Below are 23,249 nucleotides of genomic sequence, written 5' to 3'. Positions count from 1 at the left end.
GTTCATGCTAATCCTAATTGGTGGTAATCGAAATACTTTTTAACTCTAAACACAATATACCTTTTTAAGTAAGTTTCATTTATAAACATGCTCGAGTAGTCTTCAAAACGCTGACACTGTAAACCTAGGTAATAGAAATATAAACTCACTCCGAGCATAGGTAAAATACGTTTTTCTTCATCGCTTATTTTAGTTACCGATTCATAACCCTCTATAAAAGCATCCATTTTTGTTGTATAAATTGTTTCATCTGGCTCAAGCGTATAAAGTTGCATCATATAGTAGGCTATATCCAAGCAAATCCAACCATTTCCACACAAATCAAAATCATAGATGGTAATTTTATTATTGGGAGCAATGTGTAAATTGTCGAACCAAATATCCAAATGCACAACGCCTTTTCTTATTTGTGAAATGTTAACACATTCGTATTCCTTTAGTAAGTAATGTTGCATAGTTTGCATACACTTCATTTCTTCCGTTTCTAAAGCAATAAAATCTTTTAGAATATGCATTGACTCCACTAAAAGTGTTTCTGCATTGTATGCAGGTCTGTCTAGATATAAATCAGTAGTTTTCGTGTGGATTTGAGCCATTTTTGCACCAATAGCAAAATGAGTTTCTGTAGTGTAAGTAAATTGTTTTTCACCTTCTGCATACGAAAACAAAACACCAAATCTTTTACCCTCAGGAGCATTAAAAACTTGTATAAAATTACCAGCCTTGTCTGCAATTGGGTAGGCTATATCAATACCACTATTTTGTAAATGATTGAGTAGAGAAATTTCAGCTAAAATTTCTTTTTCGGTTCTCCAGTTGTAACAGTATACGCGGTAAATATATTTGTTTGTATTATGCTGTACCAGATAGTTATGGTTAACGCCTGCTTTAATTAAACCACAGTTCGCTTTGTTTGAAAAGTTAAACTGCTCTTGCAAAAAACTGGTTAAATGTACTGAGGAAAGTATCGAACTGGAAACAGGAAATAACTGCATGATTAGAATTGAAATTAGCCTGTAAAAATAGACAATGTTGCGACTATTTTAAGCTAGGTTTTATTAAATGTTAATCAATTAGGCCAACACAGCTAATTTATAAGCATTTAATTGACTAGTCATAGCAGGCTGCATACTAAACAATTCCCTGTAATACACTATACCATGGTTTAAATTAGTTACCATATTACTCAATTGTTTTTTTACTATATCACTAGGCTTAGCTAAGTAACTTTTCATTAAGTTATGGTAATAATCTATGTTCAATTCCAGTTCCTTTAAAAACAGGTGAGGCCTGTTGGGGTTATCAACCAAATTTTCTTTGCCATAAATATGATTACACATGGTTTGTAACGAAACTATTTTTGAGTAATAAGCCATATTTGGGCCCGGGCAAATAGCAACTCCTGTACCTTCCGTTCTTGTACTTAAACCATTTACTAATAAAGCGGAGGTTCCCAAACCTACACATAAACAAGTTTTTTGCATAGCTAAATCCATAGCTGCATCTAACTCTTCAGTTGGCAGGTTTTGTTTCTGCAACGATTTTAATTTTAAGTTTTGATACTGGCGGGATGCGGTACAAATAACTTCTTTTGTAAAGTCAGTATTTAGTTTGGCAAATTCACGTGGGCAACTGCTTCCTGGCCGGCCTTTAGCTATCCACCCCAGTCTTTCCATCTCTTTAGTATTACCTTTTACAGAATTAAAAGGAACACCCAAAGGAGAAATATTGCTTAAATACAAGTCTTTTTCCTTGGCTTTACATAACAAATCTAGGCTTTCATTATCTACAGAAGTAGCTTCGGGCACTAATAAAAAAGGAGTTCCCCAGCCTATGGAATCCAATTCATACTTGTTAATTAAAAACCGGTGTTCTTCGGCAGTGCCAACGCCCCCTTGAGCGGTAAATTTTACCGGTAATGATTGTGAAGGAACAAATCTTTTTTTATCAGCCAAAGCCGCTATATATATTTCATGAATAGTATGAATCAGTTCCTGTTTCTTTTGTTTAAATTCTTCCAAAATGGGCCCCATTAATGAGGCATCATTTCCAAATGCATGTCCACCACAATTCAGTCCCGACTCAACCCTGTATTCGGAAACCCAGATACCTTTTTTAGCTAAAAATTTGCCCTGAATTAGAGCGGAACGATAGTCACTTATTTTTAAAATAACCTTCTTTTTTAGGTCTCCGTTTTTATCAGGAAAGAATGTATCCAATTGCTCAAAATAGCTGTAGAGTTTGGGATTTAAGCCTGCTGAAAGTACAATGGATGAATGTAAATTGCTATTGGCAAAACCACGTAAAGCTGCATGGGCATCGTTATAAATAGCGGGTAGTTTTTCATGCTTAAATAAATTTTCTTTGTCAAGCTTAGTCATAATGTTTACATCAATGCTACCCATTTGTAAATAAGTATTTGCCCAGTTTTTTAACTCATCAATGGTTTTATTATGCTCCATAAAATGGTTGAATTGCTTCTTTATTTCAGCATAATCAGGGAGCATATTCATGTATTTTTCAAACTCACCTCCTTTTTCAGCAACAGACTGTTTAAGTTGCTCAAACTTTTGTTTGACTATTGAATTAACCATGTTTAAGTAAGCAGTAATCCGTTTTGCCCTCGAATCTTCCACACTATTATCAATAGATTCAAAAGGCATATTAAACTGTTCGGTATAAAAGGCCCGCATTTTCTCCATTAAAATATCATCAACCAAAGATATTGTAGAGGATATACCATACGCTGCTACTTTTATGGGAGAATCAATAGTGAAGCCAATACCCATAACAGGTATGTGAAAGCTATGTCCATTAAATTTTTTAGAAATCATTTCAGTAATAAAAGCCGCAAGGTGATGTGAAAGTCGTGTTTAATAAATGATGCGTATCATTTATTAAACAGATTTACGTCTTAACAGGAACTGATATAAATAAAGAAGCCCGTACTTTGGTTATAAATTTTACCAGAGTACGGGCTTCAAAAAATAGTATTCTTAATTTAACTAATTCATTTTTTCCAATTCTTTGTGTTTATGTAAATTACTGTTTCGTCTGCTGTACAAGAAGTAAACGATAATTCCCAACGAACCCCAAACCAAAAAAGCAATCCAGGTTTCGTGCCTTACTTTGCTCATCAAGAAAACATTGAATCCAATACCTAAACTTCCAACAATAGGTAAAATAGGCGTTTTGTAAGGTCTGTCCAGTTGAGGCTCTTTATAACGCAAAATCATAACTGCCAAACAAACCATAGCAAAAGCCAATAAAGTTCCCATACTGCACATTTCCGATATTTTATTAATAGGTGTAAATGCCGCCACAACAGAAATAATACCGCCAACCAAAATGGTAGATTTATAAGGTGTTTTAAATTTAGGATGCAATGAGCCAAACATAGATTTTGGTAATAAACCATCCTTAGCCATACCTAAAAAAATACGAGTCTGGCCTAACATCATTACCAACATAACCGAAGTTAAACCGGCAGTAGCCGCAATTACTATAAGAAATACTGCCCAGGTTACGCCCACACCTTCAAAAGCCGAAGCAACAGGCGCTTTTACATCCAGTTCAGAGTAAGGTACCATACCCGTTAATACTAACGATACCAAAATATATAAAACGGTACAAATAATTAAAGAAGAAATAATAGCAAAAGGAACATCCTTTTTAGGGTTAACAGCTTCGCCCGCCTGAGTTGATACCGCATCAAAACCTATATAAGCAAAAAACACAATGGTAGCGGCAGTAACCACACCATCCCAGCCAAAACTTTTAGTTACTATTCCATCTGTTATTGTTTCAATCTCAACAGGAATAAACGGATGCCAGTTTTCTACATTGATATAAAAAGCTCCGGCAATAATTACAAACAATACCACTGCTACTTTTAAAATAACTATAATATTATTGGTATTTGCCGCTTCCTTAATACCTTTTACCAATATGCTGGTAACAAGCCACGTAATTAAAATAGCGGGTAAATTAAATGCAAATGCAGGTGCTGCCTGTCCAAGTTCAGCTGCTTTAGTGGCTGCAGTAAACGGATCGTTCATCATCCAGATGGGTAAGTTAATATGAAATAAGTGTAGGAGTTTTTCAAAATAGCCACTCCAAGCTACGGCTACCGTTGTAGCACCCATCATATATTCTAAAATTAAATTCCATCCAATAAACCAGGCAAACAATTCACCAACGGTTCCATAAGCATAACTGTAAGCACTACCTTCTACAGGTAAAACAGAAGCAAATTCAGCGTAACATAATGAAGCAAACATACAGCCAATACCGGCAATAACAAATGAAAGCGCTAGTGCAGGCCCTGCAAAATCGTGTGCGGCTATACCCGTTAAAGTAAAAATTCCACCCCCAATTATTGCTCCTATTCCCAATGAGGTTAATCCCCATCTGGTTAGCACGCGGTTTAATCCGCCTTTTTTCATTTCAGCCTCAAAGGCCCCTATAGGTTTTTTACGCCAAACGCTCATATTTTATGTGTTATTTGAATGGCAATATAATAAGTATAGCAAATTATGCAAGCATGTAGCATAATTAAGAGGGGAAAGGCGTTTAGCGTAAAATAAATAAAACTTATTGCTCCCAGCGAACAACCCGGTTCACTTTTACAAAACGTTTGCGGTAGTAGGGGCTGTCCAAGAAATCAATTCTTACACCATCACTAACCGAAGAGTGTATAAAGCGAACAGGTTCGCCTTTGTTAGAAATAACCATACCCACATGGCCAATTCGTAAGCCTTTACGGCTTCGGCCTTTAAAAAAAATCAAATCACCTTTTTGAATGTTTTTGGTGTTGATTTCAATGCCTATTAAACCTTGTCCGGCACTGGTATGAGGAAGCCTGACACCGTATTTGGCAAAAATCATCATGGTAAAGCCACTGCAGTCGTAACCCCTGTTAGATGTGCCGCCTCTTCTGTAGTTAAGTCCAATAAATTTTTCGGCAAATTTAATCACGCTATCAGCCTTTAATGTTTTAGGTATTTGCGACTCGTTTGTAACTTTTACCTGACTTGAGTCGTTTGACTTGCGTTTTAAACTATCAGCAGCAGCTATAGTTTTGTTTTGTGCACAGGCGCATAAACCACATACTACCAGCAATATAACTAGTGAAAAGTATGGTAAATTTTGTGGTTTTGCGTTCATGTTAAAAAACGAAAATAAGTTTTATAATTCAAATGAAAAACCATACTTTCGCAGTTCTGTAAAAATGAAGTATTTAAGTTTAGCTTTAATAATTATAAGTTTGCTTTTAGGCTCTTGCAAAAGCAAGTTCCAAAAAGCACTTAAAAACCCAGACATAAAAACCAAGCTTGAAGTAGCAGAATACTTTTTTAAAAAGAAAGATTACTACCGCGCTCAAAGTTTGTTTGATCAAATAGAAAATGAAGTAACAAATACCGCATTAGGAGAGCGTGTATTGTTTTATCAGGCTCAGTGCGATTTTGGTTTAAAAGCATATTCATTGGCAGGATATAGGTATAAAATTTATTACGAAACTTATCCGACCAATGCAAATGCAGAAGAAGCCCTTTACATGAATGCTTATTGTATTTATTTAGAATCGCAGGATGTAGAGTTAGACCAAACCGATACATACAAAGCAGTAGAAACATTCAAAATATTTGTTAGTGTTTATCCGGATAGTAAATATGTGGAGGAATGCAATAAATACCTGGATAAATTAAGGGCAAAACTTTCGCAAAAAGCATATAACAATGCAAAACTGTATTACAATATAGGTGAATACAGAAGTGCTATAGTTGCTTTAAGGAATGTGGTAAATGATTTTCCTGAAGTGCCGCAAAGAGAAGAGATTGATTATTTGGTTTTAAGTTCCAGCTATATGTTAGCGGAAAACAGTATACCAGAAAAGCAAATAGAGCGTTACCAGGAAACAATTAATGCTTTTGATGAATTTACCGAATATTATACTGAAAACAGTAAGTATATGAGTAATGCAAAAACAATAAAACAAAAAGCCGAATTGGCTTTGAATAAATTAAAAAAATAAATAACAATAAGTATATGGCAAATTTAAATCACAACTATCAAAACGTACCAACAACAACTGTTACCCGTGATATGCGTAAATTAGAAGCAGAAACAGGAAACTTGTACGAGACCATAGCAATTATTTCAAAACGTGCTAATCAAATAGCTGCACAAATGAAAGAAGAACTTCATAATAAATTAAACGAGTTCGATAATGATAGCGATACTTTAGAAGAAATTTTTGAGAATCGTGAGCAAATTGAAATTTCAAACTACTACGAAAAGCTACCTAAAGCAACTTTAATTGCTACCGAGGAGTTTATGAATGGTAAAATCTATTACAATAATCCGGCTAAAAATGGCCGTGAGTTTTAATTAACAAATAATTTAAAAGGTTAGCTTATGTAAATAATGCTAACCTTTGTTTTGTATTTACAGTCCATTATTTATACTTTTACTTAAAGGTATTAATGAAAAATAAAAAAATTATACTTGCCATTAGTGCTAGCATAGCCGCTTATAAAGCGGCTTTTTTGCTTAGATTATTGGTAAAAGCCGGGGCTGAGGTAAAAGTTATTTTAACCGATTCGGCTAAAGAGTTTGTAACCCCGTTAACGTTAAGCACGCTTAGTAAAAATCCGGTTTATAGTAGTTTTGTTTTAAACGAAAATGGAGAGTGGACTAACCATGTTGATTTAGGTTTGTGGGCCGATTTAATGGTAATAGCTCCTGCCAGTGCCAATACCATTGGTAAAATGGCCAATGGCATTTGCGATAATTTATTAATAGCCACGTATCTTTCAGCCAAATGTCCCGTTATGTTTGCTCCTGCTATGGATCTGGATATGTATTTACATCCCAGCACCATGCAAAATGTAGTTAAGCTTCAGTCATATGGTAACATATTGATAGATGCACAGGAAGGCGAATTAGCCAGCGGTTTATACGGAAAAGGACGCATGGCCGAGCCAGAGGAAATAGTTGAGGAAATAGAAAAGTACTTTTCACAAGGCAATGATTTGAAAGGTAAAATAGCATTGGTAACAGCAGGCCCAACTTACGAAAATATTGACCCTGTTCGATTTATTGGCAATTATTCAAGTGGTAAAATGGGTTTTGCTATTGCAAAAGAATTAGCCAATAGAGGTGCTGAGGTTACATTGGTTGCTGGTCCGGTAGATTTAACCATTAATCATCCTCATATTACCAGAATTGATGTGCGTTCTGCGGCTGAAATGTTTGAAGTGGTAAATGAAAAATTTACGCAAACTGATATTGCCATTATGAGTGCTGCAGTGGCTGACTATACACCCAATGATGTTTCAGCTATTAAAATAAAAAAACAAAATGACGAGGGTTTAACCATTGAGTTAAAAAAGACCAAAGACATTTTGAAACATTTGGGAGCCATAAAAAGACAGGAACAAGTATTGGTTGGTTTTGCATTAGAAACCAATAATGAAGAAGCCAATGCCTTTAAAAAATTGAAAGAAAAAAATGCAGATTTTATTGTGTTAAACTCTATGCAAACACCGGGTGCAGGATTTAAACACAATACCAATCAAATTACTATATTGAAAAAAGATGGAAGTAAATTATCGTTTGAGTTAAAATTAAAAAACGAAGTTGCTGCTGATATCGTTAATGAAATAATTAAAACCATACATGCGTAAATTATTTTTAGGTTTTTGTCTGTTTGTGAGTTTTGTTGTGCAAGCTCAGCCAGATTTTAATGTACAAGTACGAATTACTGATAATCAAATAAACGTTACTGATAAATCAATATTTAGAAGGTTAGAGCAAGATATAAAGACTTTTGTTTCTAATCAGAAATGGAGTGTAGATAGGTTACAAGCCACGGAATTATTCGATTTAAGTATAGAGATTATTCCATCAGCTTACGACCAAGTGAGCGGAGCTATTTCAGCTGTAGCAGTAGTCCAATGTCGAAGACCTGTTTTTGGAAGTAACTACAATAGTATATTGTTTAATTTCAGGGATGAGAATTTCAATTTTACTTATATAGACCAGCAACGCTTTGATTATAACGATGGGCAGTACTCGTCAGAAATTACAGCTCTGTTAGCCTTTTATGCCTATTACTCGCTTGGCTTAGATTACGATAGTTTTGGCTTAGAAGCAGGTACACCTTATTTTAACAAAGCCTCACAAATTGTATCATTATCGCAAAGTGGTGGCGCTGCAGGTTGGGCGGCTTTTGGGCGTAGTTTGCGTACGCGTTACAATTTAATTGATAATATTTTAAATGAACGTTTCAAACCCATTCGTAGTGCCTACTATATTTACCATAGAAAAGGGATGGATAATTTTTACAAGAAACCATTAGAGGCCAGGAAACAAATTTATAAATCGTTAGAAGAAGTAAAACGTTTATTTCAGTTAGCACCAAATACCGTTATGATGCTCATGTTTTTCGATGCCAAACGCGATGAATTAATCAATATATACACAGGAGCAACACCCATAGAAAAACCAAAAATTGTGGAACTGCTGAGTGAATTGGATATATCCAATGCTACTAAATACGAAGCTATCAATAAATAGTTTTGGTTTATTTTGCAATTGTAATTTTTCTGGTCATACTGTAGTTATCCGCCTCTACTTTTACTAAATACATACCGTCAGCCACATTATTTAAGTCTATCGTTACTTCTTTGTTATTGGTTTGTTGTGTGCTTATGGTTTCTCCTAATAAATTAGTAATTACAATGGTGGCATTATTGGGTAACCCATCTATTTTAAATTGTCCATTGTTAGGATTAGGGTATATATTGATGGTGTTTTCTATAATATTTTTTGTGCCAGTATTAATTACATTTAAGATGGCGTAGCTACTTGTATCGAAGCAGGTGCTATTATATGCTACGCAACGATAACCATTATTGTTCATTAATAAGTTTACATTATTAATGGTTAATGTATCTTTATTTACACCATTATATATTCCAAAATTACTTAAGTTAATGAATCCTGTTCCGTTATTTTGCTGCCATTGAAAATTAAGACTACTACCTGAAGTTTGTATGTGGAATTGAGCATTATTACCCACAGGTACTGATGCGCTCTGTGGTTGTGTTGTAATTAGTCTTGCACAGTTTATAATCAGCTTAGCATTTGAACTGGTATCACTACAACCACCATAATTAGTAATACAGCGATATAAATAATTGTTTTGTGTAATGCTAACTGTATTAATAGTTAATGTACTCAAATTTGCTCCACTATATTGGCTATTATTGCTTAAGTTCACAAACCCTCCGCCATTGTTTTCCTGCCATTGGTAATTAGTAAGATTATTAATACTGGTAATACTAAAAGTAACATTGCCTCCACTGGTAGCATTTGAATTATTTGGTTGTATAACAATAAGTGGGGCACAATTGGTATTGAGAAAAACAGTATTGCTGTAGAACTGGCAAATGCCATCGCTAACAATACAACGATAGCTATTACCATTTTGGCTCTTAGTTACTCTGTTTACGGTTAAATATTTTGTATCGGCTCCTGTATATTGTACATTATTATTTAAATTTACAAATCCACTACCATTGTTTTCCTGCCATTGATAGGTTGCAGTAGTACTATTGGTATTGGTAAAGAAAATTGCATCTTGACCTACGCCTTTTGTTATACTGGTTGGTTGATTGACAAAATTTATAAAACAATTAACAGTTAGGTTAGCTTCATTACTGGTAGTGGTACAAATGCCATCCGTAATAATACACCTGAAAGAGTTATTGTTTAATGACATATTTGCGCTCACAATTTCTAATGTATCATCTTTTGCACCGTTAAATAATGAGCTATTGATAATATTAATAAATCCAGTCCCTGTATTCTGTTGCCATTGGTAGGTTGCAGTTACACTATTACATTTAATAATAAATTTTGAACTACTCCCACTGTTAACGGTAGATGGAGTAGGTTGTGACAATATATTTAAGTTGCAATTAACAGTTAGAATAGCAATATTACTAGTGTCAAAACAGCCATTTGTATTTACAATACATCTGTATCCATAATTATTAAAAGATAGAGGTGTAGCAGTAATAACAAATGTATCATTATTTATTCCATTATATAAACCAGAGGTGTTTAAATCAACAAACCCAGTTCCTGTATTTTGTTGCCATTGAAAGGTAGAGGTATTATTTGAAGAAGTAATAATTATAAAAGCAAGAGCTCCAATATTTACTTGTATATTATTAGGCTGTTTGTTAATGTAAGATGTACAATTGGCAGTTAATGTTGCCACATTACTAGTGTCATAGCAACCTAAATTATTAACTATACATCTAAACGTATTATTGTTTTGAGCAAGTTGAATACTGTTAATCGTCAATGTATTGCTATTGGTACCGCTAAATTGACTGTTACTGGTAATGTTGTTGAACCCACTTCCATTATTAACTTGCCATTGAAAACCTGCATTGATATTGGAAGAATTAATAGTGAATTGTGTATTGCCAGCAACATTAGCACTTTTATTAACCGGTTGATTAATAATTGTAGAAATGCAGTTAGCTGAAAGACTTGCTACAGTGCTGGTATCATAACATCCTGAATTACTTACAATACATCTAAACGTAGTATTATTTTGTGATAGACTAACGCTGCTAATGTTTAATATATTACTATTTGCTCCGCTAAATTGACTGCTATTATTTATGTTATTAAATCCACTTCCATTATTACTTTGCCATTGGAAGCTTGAATTAATTAAGCCAGAGGCAATTTCAAAAGAAGTATTCGCACCAACATTTACGCTCTTGTTAATTGGTTGTGTACTTATGAGAGACACACAATTTACAGTAAGATTAACAATATTACTGGTATCAGTGCATCCCTTGTAAGAGGTAATACATCTGTGAGAAAAACTATTTTGAGATCGGTTTATAGTTAACAAATACAGTGCATTATCGGTGACACCGATTATTTGACTGCTGTTACTTAGATTGGTGAATCCTGAGCCACTGTTTTGTTGCCATTGAAATAGGGTGGAAACAGGAGCCGTGATGGCAAAGCTGACATTGGTACGAATATTAGCAGTAACGTTATTAGGCTGATTAATAATAAACCCAATACAATTAACTGTTAATAACACATTATTACTCATTACGGAACAACCTAAATAAGAAACCACACATCTATAGCTTGTATTATTGATTGACATAGCCACTCCATTTACTATTAAACTATCATCATTACAACCATTATAAGTACTGTTGTTGCTTAAGTTTACAAATCCGGTTCCATTGTTTATTTGCCATTGAAATTGTGCTAAAGTATAGTTACTATTAACTACAAACAAGGTATTGGTTCCAATAGAAACATTCTTATTAACTGGTTGACCGGTAATATTTAAATCACAACTAACTGTTAAAGTTGCATTGTTACTAGTATCTCGGCACCCATTGTTATTAATAATGCACCTATATAAATGGTTGTTTTGGGTAAAGGAAACGTTGTTTATACCAAGCGTATCATTGTTTGCTCCGCTAAATTGAGTATTGTTATTTAAATTGATAAAACCTGCACCAGTGTTTACCTGCCATTGAAACACTGCTGTTGGATTATTAGAATTAACAATAAATGAGATATTATTGCTAATGTTCGTAGATTGGTTGTTTGGTTGCATGGTAATAGATGCAGGGCAGTTAATAATTAACGTAGCACTATTACTGTTTACGTAACATCCATTAAGATTAATGATACATCGATAGGTAGTATTATTCAATAAAAAAAAAGCCCCGTTTAAAATAAGTGTATCGTTGTTGGTACCACTGAATAAGATATTGTTACTAATATTAATAAAACCAGACCCTGTATTTTGCTGCCATTGGTAATTTGCATTGGGGCTGTTTGCAATAACAATAAATTGTGCATTTTCCCCATTATTAATGGATTGACTAGAGGGTTGTGATGTGAAATTTAAAATACAGGTTACCGTTAACAAACCAACACTACTGGTATCAATACAGGAGCCGTTAGTTATTAAGCACCGATAAGTATTATTATTTTGGGCTATAGTTGTAGCAATTAGGGTTAGAGAATCGTCATTGGTGCCGCTAAAGGTGGAGTTGTTATAAATATTTACAAATCCTGTTCCTTCATTTTGCTGCCATTGAAAAGTAGCATTGTTATTAGCAGAAGCAACAGAAAACAGTGCATTTGAACCAATAATTATATTTGTGTTGTTTACCTGTCTGGTAATGGAAGAGACACAATATACATTGAGTGTAGCGCTGCTACTGGCAAGAGAACAAGGTCCGTCATTCACAATACAACGGTAAGTGGTATTGTTTAAACTTTTAGGAGCAGCATTAATAATGAGTGTATCATCATCCACATTAGAAAATGTGCTGTTATTGGTTAAATTAACAAACCCACTACCTGTATTTTGTTGCCACTGAAAAGTAGTAGCAAATCCTGAAGCTGTAATACTCATAATGGTGTTAGATTCAGCAGGAATATTTTTATTGACAGGTTGTGTATTGATAGCTAAGGAGCAGTTTACATTGAGTAAAATGGAATCAGAAATTTTACTGCAAGGTCCGTCATTAATAACACAACGGTATCGGGTATTGTTTAATGAGAGTGGAGCATTATTAATGAGCAAGGTATCATCGTTTACATTGCTAAAAGTACTACTGTTACTTAAATTGGTAAACCCTGTTCCTAAACTTTGTTGCCACTGAAAGGTTGCATTTGTGCTATTAACATTGGTTATTAACTGGGTATTGTTTCTGATATTAATGCTTGTTGGAACAGGTTGTTTGGTAATAGCAAGTGTACAGTTTACATTTAGGCTTATGGGATTACTAACCACAGAACATGCATTATCGGAAACAATACACCTGAAAGAATTATTATTAAATGAAAGTGGGGTAGAGTTAATGATTAAAGTATCATCATTAACACCGGAAAATAGAGAGTTGTTACTAATATCTACAAACCCATAACCGTTATTTTGTTGCCATTGAAAAGTAGCAGTGCTTGAAGATGCTTCAAGAGAAAAACTGGTATTGGTACCAATATTAATATTTTGACTAACGGGTTGTCTTGTAATGTTAAAGAGGCAGTTGACCAAAAGTTTGGCATGTACACTATTAATACTGCAACCACTGTCGGTAGCTACACATCTGTATTGGTAATTATTTTTAGAAAAATTAATACTATTAATATTTAAAGTATTGGTGTTTACTCCTGAATACACTCCTGCATTAGAGAGATTAACAAACCCTGACCCTGCATTTTGTTGCCATTGGAAGGTAGTAGTAGGGCTACTGGCGATAACATTAAAAGATACATTGTTGTTGGTAACAATGCTTTGACTAACAGGTTGTTGGTTTAAATTGAAAGGGCATTTATTTATTTTGAAAACAAAAGCATCTGATGAACTTGAACTGATAATTGTTCTGAAAGTACCCGGAGTAGTGGGGAAATTAAAGCTGTTAGTACTCCCTGTAACCAGTATTGAAGCATTGTTTGCATAGGCTAAATCATAGGCATAATCACGGGTTGTTCCACCAATATAGCTTGAATACAACAAAGCAGAACCTGTTTCATTAAGTATGGTAATAAATGCATCTTCATTAGAGAGCGTGCCATTGAAAGAAGTATCAAAAGCATTGGAAGTGGTAGGGAAAACAACAGGTGGAATAGTAGTCAGGTAAAGGCTTAGAAACCCACAGATAACAGCATTATTGTTTTCATCAATATTAATTTCAGAAACATAATCCTGTGCAGGTCCGCCAATAAGGGTAGAGTATACCATTCCTCCGGTTTGGTTAAATTTAGTCACAAACACATCATAGCCCCCGGTATTAGTTCTGGAAAAGGCACCCGGAGTTGTTGGAAAAGTATTTATTCCAGTTACTTCAGGCATGTTTGTACCTGTAACGTAAACATTTTGTGATTGGTCAATACCAATAGCAGCTACTATATCAGTCGTTTTTGAGTTTCCTCCAAACTGTGTGAGGTATAAAGGTGTGGTGCAGGAAGGGTCCAGTTTAAGAAGAGAAATATGGTTACCGGGCCCAAAATTGTTATTAATACCGGGAGAGGGAAGAAGATTACTGGCCCCATTTGTAGCCACATAAATATAGGAACTGTCATCAATAGCCAGATCTCCATAATAAGTATTATTACCACTAAATAGTGAACTGGATATAGTTGTTAATGTTGTAGAGAAAACTAAGCTGTTACCTGAAGCAGCTAATTTGGTTATAAATAGGTTACTGGTATTATAACTATTTGTAAAAGCACCTGAAGTTTTAGGAAAGTCAGTTGATTTTGTGTAACCGGCAATATAAATGTTTCGTTCCTTGTCAAGTATAATTCTTTTACTTTTATCTGCCAGGCTCCCACCTAAAAAGCTTGAAACAACTAAAGCACTACCGGAAGGATTTAATTTGGTAATAAACACATCCTCGTAGGCTGTGGTATTATTAAAACTGGTATCGTAAGCATTTACCGTGGTTGGATAATTACTAGACCTTGTAGATCCAGTAATATAAACATTTAAGCTGCTATCAATTGTTAAATCAAATAAAATGTCATCGCTGACACCACCAATAAAGGTTGAGTATGTAAGAGTGTTAAGGTTACTATTTAACTTGGTTACGAAAACATCATAGTTATTATTTTTGAAAATAGCGTATGATCCTGCAACAATTGGGTAGTTGCTACTATTAGTGTACCCTGATACATAAACAGCATTAAAAGCATCAGTTTTAATAGCTATACCATAATCGTTATCGGTTCCACCTGAAAAAGTAGAGAAAATCAAAGGGTCAATAATTAATGGTTTGCTTTTATTGTATGTACCTAAAGTAAAAGTATAAGAGCCATCTTTTAGTAAAGCAAAATGGCTATTAATAGTTTGTTTGGTATTGTTTATATTTTGGTAAGTAAATAATTTGGTTTGCTTAACCTCTCCTAAACTGGTTTGAACAATTAAATCTCCATTATTATCAATGCTTGTTTTGTCAGTACCGTTAATATTAAATTTAATTTGTGAAGGGTCTGCATTTGGGTTTACTATATAATCATATCTTAAAGCGCCATTGTCAAAATAATAGCGTATATCAATCCCCCCGTATATGTTTTTAACAATAGCCTCATTGTATAAACCTACAAAACTAGCCCACTTACTTTTGTCATTGCCAATAAAATAATTGTAATAAGCTTCCTGTTTATAATTACCTTCTGGTATAATATTTTTATTGCATTGTAATAAGTTAAACTTTATCACATGGCCTTTTTTTTCTTTAAAAGTTTGTTGCTCTGTTTCCAATGCTAACTCACTGGTTTTTCCATTTTCAATTAATTGATAAAAGTCGTAAACAACACCCGTTTTGGTAATCCAGGCATCCATGCCATTGGTTTTGGTCATGAATAATACTTCATCGGGCCATTGACCTTTGTTTTCAATAAAAAACTGTTTGTTATTTTTATGTAATAACCCTTGTACTTTTTTTAAGTCAGGTGTTTCTTGTGCCTGAGCATATAAAGCAATAAAGACAAGCAGTAGGCTAATCAGTTTTTTCATAATAAAATAATTGTAAACAGGCTGAAAATGAGTTTAATATTGCATAAATAAGTATTATTTTTTACAAAAACAATACATTTTACGGGAGTAGTAATTTGCCTGATTGCTTGTTTTAAATGATTATTTCAACAGTACTTTTATCTTCACAATTGGCTAAAAGCTCGTGCACGTTTTCATTAAATACAGGATGCACAAAATAAGGTGCTATTTCATGTAATGGAAGCAATGTAAATCTTCTAACATGTAAGTAGGGGTGAGGTACTTTTAAATCAGCAGTATTAATAACGGCATTGTTGAAAAATAAAATATCCAAATCAATAATACGGGGTTCCCATTTTTGTATCCGGGTACGTCCCATTTTAGTTTCTATTTCAAGCAATGTTTTCAGCAATAGTTCAGCGCTTAGCGAGGTATTGATTTCAACTACCTGGTTAAAAAAGTCATCTTGCTCCGTATTACCCCAAGCTGCCGTTTTATATACTGATGATTGATTAACAAGCAGGCAGTTATTAGCAATAATATGATGGATAGCGGTATCTAAATGGTCTTTTTTGTCACCCATATTACTACCTAATAAAACAAATGCCTGATTCATACGCTGCAAGTATAAACTTTACCCATATTATTTTGAAAATAATGACGAATTTGAATAAATTAATTAATAAAAAATAGATATAGTCCTGAGAAATATTACTAACAAAATTATTTTTATTTAGTAATATTTACTTTTCTAATAGCACTATAATTCAGTGATTCTACTTTTACTAAATACATGCCATCCGCTTTATTACTTAAGTCAACATTAATTTTGTTATCGTTGGTTTTTATTTCAGCAATGGTTTTACCCGCCAAATCTGTAATAGTAATAACGGCATTATCAGGCAGTTCATCAATTAAAAAATGCCCGTTATTAGGGTTAGGATAAATATTGAAATAACTATTACTTAACTCATTTGTGCCAATATTAGATACTTGTAGTATGGCAGCATTACTGGTATCAGAACAACAACATAAATTGGTAGTATATACAATGGCTCTGTATTTACAATTATTAAAAACTGGGGATATTTTTTTTATTTTTAGTGTATCTTGATTTACGCCACTATAAGTAGCATCGTTTTGTATTGCCAAAAATCCTGAACCATAGTTGACTTGCCATTTAAATGACACGAAACTGTTAACTGAGGAAGTAACGCAAAAAAATGTACTTTCATTAACTTTACCGGATTTATTTACAGGCTGTTGAGTAATGGCAAGTAGACAGTTAACTGTTAAAACAACATTGTTAGTCGTATCAAAACAATTGTTGTTGTTTATAATACATCTAAACATATTATTATTCATACTGGATGGGACTTTGTTAATAATTAAGCTGTCGTTATTAGCATTATTAAATGTATTATCATTACTAATATTTGTAAAGCCATTACCTTTGTTTATTTGCCATTGGAATGTAGCTGCAGGATTATTGGAATGAACAATAAAAGATGTAGTGTCTCCCTGATTAATAGTTCGGTTTTGAGGTTGTAAAGTAATAGAAGAAATGCAATTTATATTTAATAATGCAGGGATACTATAGGTATAACAATTGTTTAATGTTATCCAACATCTGTAGGTATTATTATTCAATAAAAAAGAAGCCCCGTTTAAAATAAGTGTATCATTGTTGGTACCACTGAATAAACTATTGTCACTAATGTTAACAAACCCGGTTCCTGTGTTTTGCTGCCATTGGTATGAAACATTACTATCGACCTGCACTATGAATTGAGCACTACCACCATTGTTAATAGTTTGGTTTTGTGGTTGACCTGTAATATTAAACGGGCAACTAATTGTTAGTGTCCCACTATTACTGGTATCAATACAAGATTCATTGTTGATTAAGCACCGATAGGTATTGTTGTTTTGGGCTATAGTTGTAGCAATTAGGGTTAGAGAATCGTCATTGGTGCCGCTAAAGGTGGAGTTGTTATAAATATTTACAAATCCTGTTCCTTCATTTTGCTGCCATTGAAAAGTAGCATTGTTATTAGCAGAAGCAACAGAAAACAGTGCATTTGAACCAATAATTATATTTGTGTTGTTTACCTGTCTGGTAATGGAAGAGACACAATATACATTGAGTGTAGCGCTGCTACTGGCAAGAGAACAAGGTCCGTCATTCACAATACAACGGTAAGTGGTATTGTTTAAACTTTTAGGAGCAGCATTAATAATGAGTGTATCATCATCCACATTAGAAAATGTGCTGTTATTGGTTAAATTAACAAACCCACTACCTGTATTTTGTTGCCACTGAAAAGTAGTAGCAAATCCTGAAGCTGTAATACTCATAATGGTGTTAGATTCAGCAGGAATATTTTTATTGACAGGTTGTGTATTGATAGCTAAGGAGCAGTTTACATTGAGTAAAATGGAATCAGAAATTTTACTGCAAGGTCCGTCATTAATAACACAACGGTATCGGGTATTGTTTAATGAGAGTGGAGCATTATTAATGAGCAAGGTATCATCGTTTACATTGCTAAAAGTACTACTGTTACTTAAATTGGTAAACCCTGTTCCTAAACTTTGTTGCCACTGAAAGGTTGCATTTGTGCTATTAACATTGGTTATTAACTGGGTATTGTTTCTGATATTAATGCTTGTTGGAACAGGTTGTTTGGTAATAGCAAGTGTACAGTTTACATTTAGGCTTATGGGATTACTAACCACAGAACATGCATTATCGGAAACAATACACCTGAAAGAATTATTATTAAATGAAAGTGGGGTAGAGTTAATGATTAAAGTATCATCATTAACACCGGAAAATAGAGAGTTGTTACTAATATCTACAAACCCATAACCGTTATTTTGTTGCCATTGAAAAGTAGCAGTGCTTGAAGATGCTTCAAGAGAAAAACTGGTATTGGTACCAATATTAATATTTTGACTAACGGGTTGTCTTGTAATGTTAAAGAGGCAGTTGACCAAAAGTTTGGCATGTACACTATTAATACTGCAACCACTGTCGGTAGCTACACATCTGTATTGGTAATTATTTTTAGAAAAATTAATACTATTAATATTTAAAGTATTGGTGTTTACTCCTGAATACACTCCTGCATTAGAGAGATTAACAAACCCTGACCCTGCATTTTGTTGCCATTGGAAGGTAGTAGTAGGGCTACTGGCGATAACATTAAAAGATACATTGTTGTTGGTAACAATGCTTTGACTAACAGGTTGTTGGTTTAAATTGAAAGGGCATTTATTTATTTTGAAAACAAAAGCATCTGATGAACTTGAACTGATAATTGTTCTGAAAGTACCCGGAGTAGTGGGGAAATTAAAGCTGTTAGTACTCCCTGTAACCAGTATTGAAGCATTGTTTGCATAACATAAATCATAGGCATAATCAATACTGTTTCCGCCAATATAGCTTGAATACAATAGAGCAGAACCTGTTTCATTAAAAATGGTAATAAAGCCATCTTCTCTGTAATCGGAACCATTAAAAGAAGTATCAAAAGCATTGGAAGTGGTAGGGAAAATAGGTAGAATAGTGCCAGAATAAAGACTTAAAAACCCACAAATAATAGCATTATTGTTTTCATCAATATTAATTTCAGATACATAATCCTGTGCAGGTCCGCCAATAAGGGTAGAGTATACAACTCCCCCGGTTTGGTTAAATTTAGCCACAAACACATCATACCCTCCGGTATTTGTTCTGGAAAATGCACCCGTAGTTGTTGGAAAAGTATTAACTCCGATACCTTCAGCCATATTTGTTCCTGTAATATAAACATTTTGTGATTGGTCAATAGCAATAGCAGCTACTATATCAGTCGTTTTTGAGTTTCCTCCAAACTGGGTAAGGTATATTGGGTTGGTGCAGGAAGGGTCCAGTTTAAGAAGAGAAATATGGTTACCGGGCCCAAAATTGTTATTAATACCGGGGTAAGGAAGACGGTTACTGGCGCCATTTGTAGCTACATAAATATAGGAACTGTCATCAATAGCCAAATCTCCATAATAAGTATTATTACCACTATACGGAGAGCCTGGTATGGTTGTTAATGTTGTAGAGAAAATTAAACTGCTGCCCAAGGCATCTAATTTGGTTATAAACAGGTTAATGTTATTATAACTGTTTGTAAAAGCACCTGCAGTTTTAGGGAAGTTGGTTGATTGCGTGTAACCGGCAATATAAATGTTACGTTCTTTGTCAAGGATAATTCTTTTGCTTTTATCTTTTTGGCTTCCACCTAAATAGCTTGAAAAAATAAGCGCACTACCTGAAGGATTTAATTTGGTAATAAACACATCCTCATAGGCTGTGGTATTATTAAAGCTGGTATCGTAAGCATTTATTGTGGTTGGATAATTGCTTGACCTTGTAGAGCCTGTAATATAAATATTTAAACTGCTATCAATTGTTAAATCAAATAAAATGTCATCGCTGACACCACCAATAAAGGTTGAGTATGTAAGAGTGTTAAGGTTACTATTTAACTTGGTTACGAAAACATCATAGTTATTATTTTTGAAAATAGCGTATGATCCTGCAACAATTGGGTAGTTGCTACTATTAGTGTACCCTGATACATAAACAGCATTAAAAGCATCAGTTTTAATAGCTATACCACAATCGTCACCGGTTCCTCCTAAAAAAGTAGAAAACACCAAAGGGTCAATAATTAACGGTTTACTATTGTCATAACTCCCAAGCGCAATGGCAAAAGTTTGTGGGCTTAGTTTGCTGAAAAAACTAGTAATAGCTTGTTTTTTATGGTGGAGGTTTTGGTAACTAAAAAGTCCTGTTTGTTTTGTTTCGCCAATGGTTGTTTTTATAACTATTTCCCCTACATTGTTTAAACTAATTTGGTCAGCACCTTCCATATTAAACTGAATTTGTTTGGGGTCAGCACCGGGGTTTACTATATAATCATATCTTAAAGCACCATTGTCAAAATAATAACGGATATCAATTCCATTGTAAATATTTTTTATAACAACTTCGTGGTATAAGCTCACAAAACTAGCCCACTTACTTTTATCATTGCCAATAAAATAATTATAATAAGCTTCCTGTTTATCCTTACCTTCCGGTATTACATTTTTATTGCATTGTAATAAGTTAAACTTTACCACATGTCCTTTTTTGTCCTTAAAGTTTTGTTGCCCCTTTTCCGATGTTAACTCACTGGTTTTTTCATTTTCAATTAATTGGTAAAAGTCGTAAACAACACCGGTTTTGGTAATCCATGCATCCATGCCATTGGTTTTGGTCATGAATAATACTTCATCGGGCCATTGCCCTTTGTTTTCAATAAAAAACTGTTTGTTATAAGAAAGTTTTTTATTGCTATCAATATCCTGGGCATAAGCTATAGCGGTAATTAAAATAAAAGCTAGGGTTATTACGTTTTTTATTGGCATAAACGAAATTGAAATGATTGACAATGAGTTTTATATTGCATATATAATGCAAATTGTTAATGAATTCAAATGAATAAAAAAATAGGACCAACTCACAAGAAAAGAAAGTTTTTGTTATAGGCTGAGTTGAATTGGTTTAAATCATTTGGCATACACAAAATAACTCCTATTTTGCACACTCAAATTAGTATCAATATGATTAAAGAATATATCAAAGAAAACCAGGAACGCTTTTTAAATGAATTATTTGAATTATTGCGTATACCAAGTATCAGTGCCGATAAAGAATATGCCAAAGATGTGCATGCTGCTGCCGCTTATATAAAAGATAAATTAGTAGCTGCCGGAGCTGATAAAGTGGAAATTTGCCCGACAGATGGTTACCCGATTGTATATGGCGAAAAAATAATTGATGCCAATTTACCTACCGTTTTGGTTTACGGACATTATGATGTACAGCCAGCTGTTCCTTTGGAGTTATGGGATACACCACCATTTGAACCAACAATTCGTAAAACAGAAATACATCCGGAAGGAGCCATTTTTGCACGCGGTAGCTGCGATGATAAAGGCCAGGTGTATATGCATGTAAAAGCATTTGAGCTAATGATGAAAACAAACTCGTTGCCTTGCAATATTAAATTTATGATTGAAGGCGAAGAGGAAGTAGGTAGTAATAATTTAGGCACTTTTTGTATCAATAACAAAGAGCGTTTAAAAGCAGATGTGGTATTGATTTCTGATACTTCAATGATAGCGAATGATATTCCAAGTATAGATACAGGCTTGCGTGGTTTAAGTTATGTAGAGGTTGAAGTTACAGGACCTAACCGCGATTTACATAGTGGTGTTTATGGTGGTGCAGTGGCTAACCCAATTAATATATTGGCAAAAATGATTACCAGTATGCACGATGAAAATAACCATATTACCATTCCGGGTTTTTACGATGCAGTGTTAGAATTAAATGCAGCCGAGCGTGCAGAATTAAACAAAGCGCCATTTGATTTGGAAGCTTATAAAAAAGATTTAAATATAGCTGATGTTTGGGGAGAAAAAGGATATACCGTTTTAGAAAAAACGGGTATTCGTCCAACATTAGATTGTAATGGAATTTGGGGTGGATATATTGGCGAAGGTGCTAAAACAGTATTACCATCAAAAGCATTTGCTAAAATAAGCATGCGTTTAGTGCCTAACCAGTCAAGCGATAAAATTACAGAGTTATTTAAAAAACATTTTGAAAGCATTGCACCTGCCGGTGTTAAAGTAGAAGTAAGGCCACACCATGGCGGTGAACCTGTTGTTACACCAACCGATTCAATAGCTTACCAAGCTGCAGCTAAAGCAATGGAAACAACCTTTGGTAAAAAGCCAATTCCAACACGTGGAGGAGGTAGTATTCCTATTGTTGCGTTATTCGAAAAAGAACTAGGTTTAAAATCAGTATTAATGGGCTTTGGTTTAGATAGCGATGCATTGCATTCTCCAAACGAACATTATGGAGTAGTTAACTATTTTAAAGGTATTGAAACGATTCCTTATTTTCATAAGTACTTTGCTGAAATGAGCAAATAGTATATTGTGTAAATACATCATTTAAAAAATCACTCTCTTAAATTTAATGTTTAATTGAGTGATTTTTTTCTTTTATTTGAGTTATAAACCTAGTTAAATAATAAACCCCAAACCTATGGAAACATTAATTATTACCCTTGCCATTATTATTGTAATACTTGTAGTGCTATCGTTTCTTTTGCCAGAAAACTGGTCAGTTAAGCGTAGCATCGAAGTACAATCAACTCCTGAAAAGTTATATGATTTAACAGTTGAATTGAAAGACTGGGAAAAATGGAGCCCTTGGCATGGACTGGATCCAAACACAAAATGGGTATATAGCGACAATACTTATGGCGAAGGAGCATGGTACACTTGGGAAAGTAAAAAACGCAATGTAGGTAATGGTAAATTAACTACAGTTTTAGCAAAGCCATATGAAAAGAGTTCGTTTTTATTAGAGTTTCAAGGGATGAAAGCAAGCACAGCCTCATTTACATTTGAGCCAATAACTGCCAATAATGTAAAAGTAACGTGGTCGTTAGAAGGCAAAAATAAAGGCTTATCAAAGCTAATGTCATTACTAATGGGAACTTTTGTTGGAAAAGATTTTGAAAAAGGTTTAGCCAATATAAAACGAGTAGCTGAATCAGGAAAATAATAATAAGAGGCC

13 protein-coding genes are annotated in these 23,249 nt (G+C 34.0%); 6 read left to right on the top strand and 7 right to left on the bottom strand.

The genetic code is table 11. From position 1 onward, the window contains the following. Positions 1-2: 2 nt before the first annotated feature. The 4 genes from V4538_14585 to V4538_14570 all read right to left on the bottom strand — a co-directional run bounded on the left by V4538_14585 (position 3) and on the right by V4538_14570 (position 5,166). Entirely contained in the window at positions 3-995 is a 993-nt protein-coding gene (locus tag V4538_14585; GenBank protein ID MES2382270.1) for a phosphotransferase, read from the bottom strand. A gap of 78 nt (positions 996-1,073) precedes the next feature. Continuing rightward, positions 1,074-2,834, bottom strand: a complete 1,761-nt coding sequence (locus tag V4538_14580; GenBank protein MES2382269.1) for a hypothetical protein — start codon at positions 2,832-2,834, stop codon at positions 1,074-1,076. A gap of 171 nt (positions 2,835-3,005) precedes the next feature. Continuing rightward, on the bottom strand, positions 3,006-4,490 hold the full coding sequence (locus V4538_14575) for an amino acid permease (protein MES2382268.1): 1,485 nt from the start codon (positions 4,488-4,490) through the stop codon (positions 3,006-3,008). Between the two features lie 103 nt (positions 4,491-4,593). Next, complete coding sequence (locus tag V4538_14570; protein MES2382267.1) at positions 4,594-5,166, bottom strand: C40 family peptidase; 573 nt, start codon at positions 5,164-5,166, stop codon at positions 4,594-4,596. Between V4538_14570 and bamD the strand changes: the two genes are divergently transcribed. The 4 genes from bamD to V4538_14550 all read left to right on the top strand — a co-directional run bounded on the left by bamD (position 5,165) and on the right by V4538_14550 (position 8,580). Further along, positions 5,165-6,034 carry an outer membrane protein assembly factor BamD gene (gene bamD, locus V4538_14565; GenBank protein MES2382266.1) on the top strand — a complete coding sequence of 290 codons (870 nt, stop codon included), beginning with the start codon at positions 5,165-5,167 and terminating at the stop codon, positions 6,032-6,034. The genes V4538_14570 and bamD overlap by 2 nt on opposite strands. 14 nt (positions 6,035-6,048) lie before the next feature. Beyond that, positions 6,049-6,390 (top strand): DNA-directed RNA polymerase subunit omega, encoded by a 342-nt coding sequence (locus V4538_14560; protein MES2382265.1) that lies wholly within the window; start codon positions 6,049-6,051, stop codon positions 6,388-6,390. Between the two features lie 95 nt (positions 6,391-6,485). Next, entirely contained in the window at positions 6,486-7,688 is a 1,203-nt protein-coding gene (coaBC, locus tag V4538_14555) for a bifunctional phosphopantothenoylcysteine decarboxylase/phosphopantothenate--cysteine ligase CoaBC (protein MES2382264.1), read from the top strand. Then, positions 7,681-8,580 carry a DUF4835 family protein gene (locus tag V4538_14550; protein MES2382263.1) on the top strand — a complete coding sequence of 300 codons (900 nt, stop codon included), beginning with the start codon at positions 7,681-7,683 and terminating at the stop codon, positions 8,578-8,580. The genes coaBC and V4538_14550 overlap by 8 nt, the downstream gene beginning before the upstream one ends. 7 nt (positions 8,581-8,587) lie before the next feature. Here the strand turns inward: V4538_14550 and V4538_14545 are convergent, their stop codons facing one another. The 3 genes from V4538_14545 to V4538_14535 form a co-directional block, all read right to left on the bottom strand. Continuing rightward, positions 8,588-15,589 carry an SBBP repeat-containing protein gene (locus V4538_14545; GenBank protein ID MES2382262.1) on the bottom strand — a complete coding sequence of 2,334 codons (7,002 nt, stop codon included), beginning with the start codon at positions 15,587-15,589 and terminating at the stop codon, positions 8,588-8,590. 112 nt (positions 15,590-15,701) lie between these two features. Continuing rightward, entirely contained in the window at positions 15,702-16,184 is a 483-nt protein-coding gene (gene folK / locus V4538_14540; GenBank protein ID MES2382261.1) for a 2-amino-4-hydroxy-6-hydroxymethyldihydropteridine diphosphokinase, read from the bottom strand. Between the two features lie 113 nt (positions 16,185-16,297). Then, a complete protein-coding gene (locus V4538_14535; protein MES2382260.1) occupies positions 16,298-21,019 on the bottom strand; it encodes an SBBP repeat-containing protein in 4,722 nt (1,573 codons plus the stop codon). Between the two features lie 189 nt (positions 21,020-21,208). Here V4538_14535 and V4538_14530 point away from each other — a divergent pair, with 189 nt between their 5' ends. Beyond that, positions 21,209-22,597: a dipeptidase gene (locus V4538_14530; protein ID MES2382259.1), complete on the top strand. Its 1,389-nt coding sequence runs from the start codon at positions 21,209-21,211 to the stop codon at positions 22,595-22,597. Positions 22,598-22,712: 115 nt separating this feature from the next. Next, positions 22,713-23,237: an SRPBCC family protein gene (locus V4538_14525; GenBank protein MES2382258.1), complete on the top strand. Its 525-nt coding sequence runs from the start codon at positions 22,713-22,715 to the stop codon at positions 23,235-23,237. Positions 23,238-23,249 lie beyond the last annotated feature (12 nt).

The sequence above is a fragment of the Bacteroidota bacterium genome (assembly GCA_040388375.1).
Lineage (GTDB): Bacteria > Bacteroidota > Bacteroidia > UKL13-3 > UKL13-3 > JAAFJM01.
Note: the sequence above shows the minus strand (reverse complement) of the source record. Positions and strands in the feature narration are given on the sequence as shown.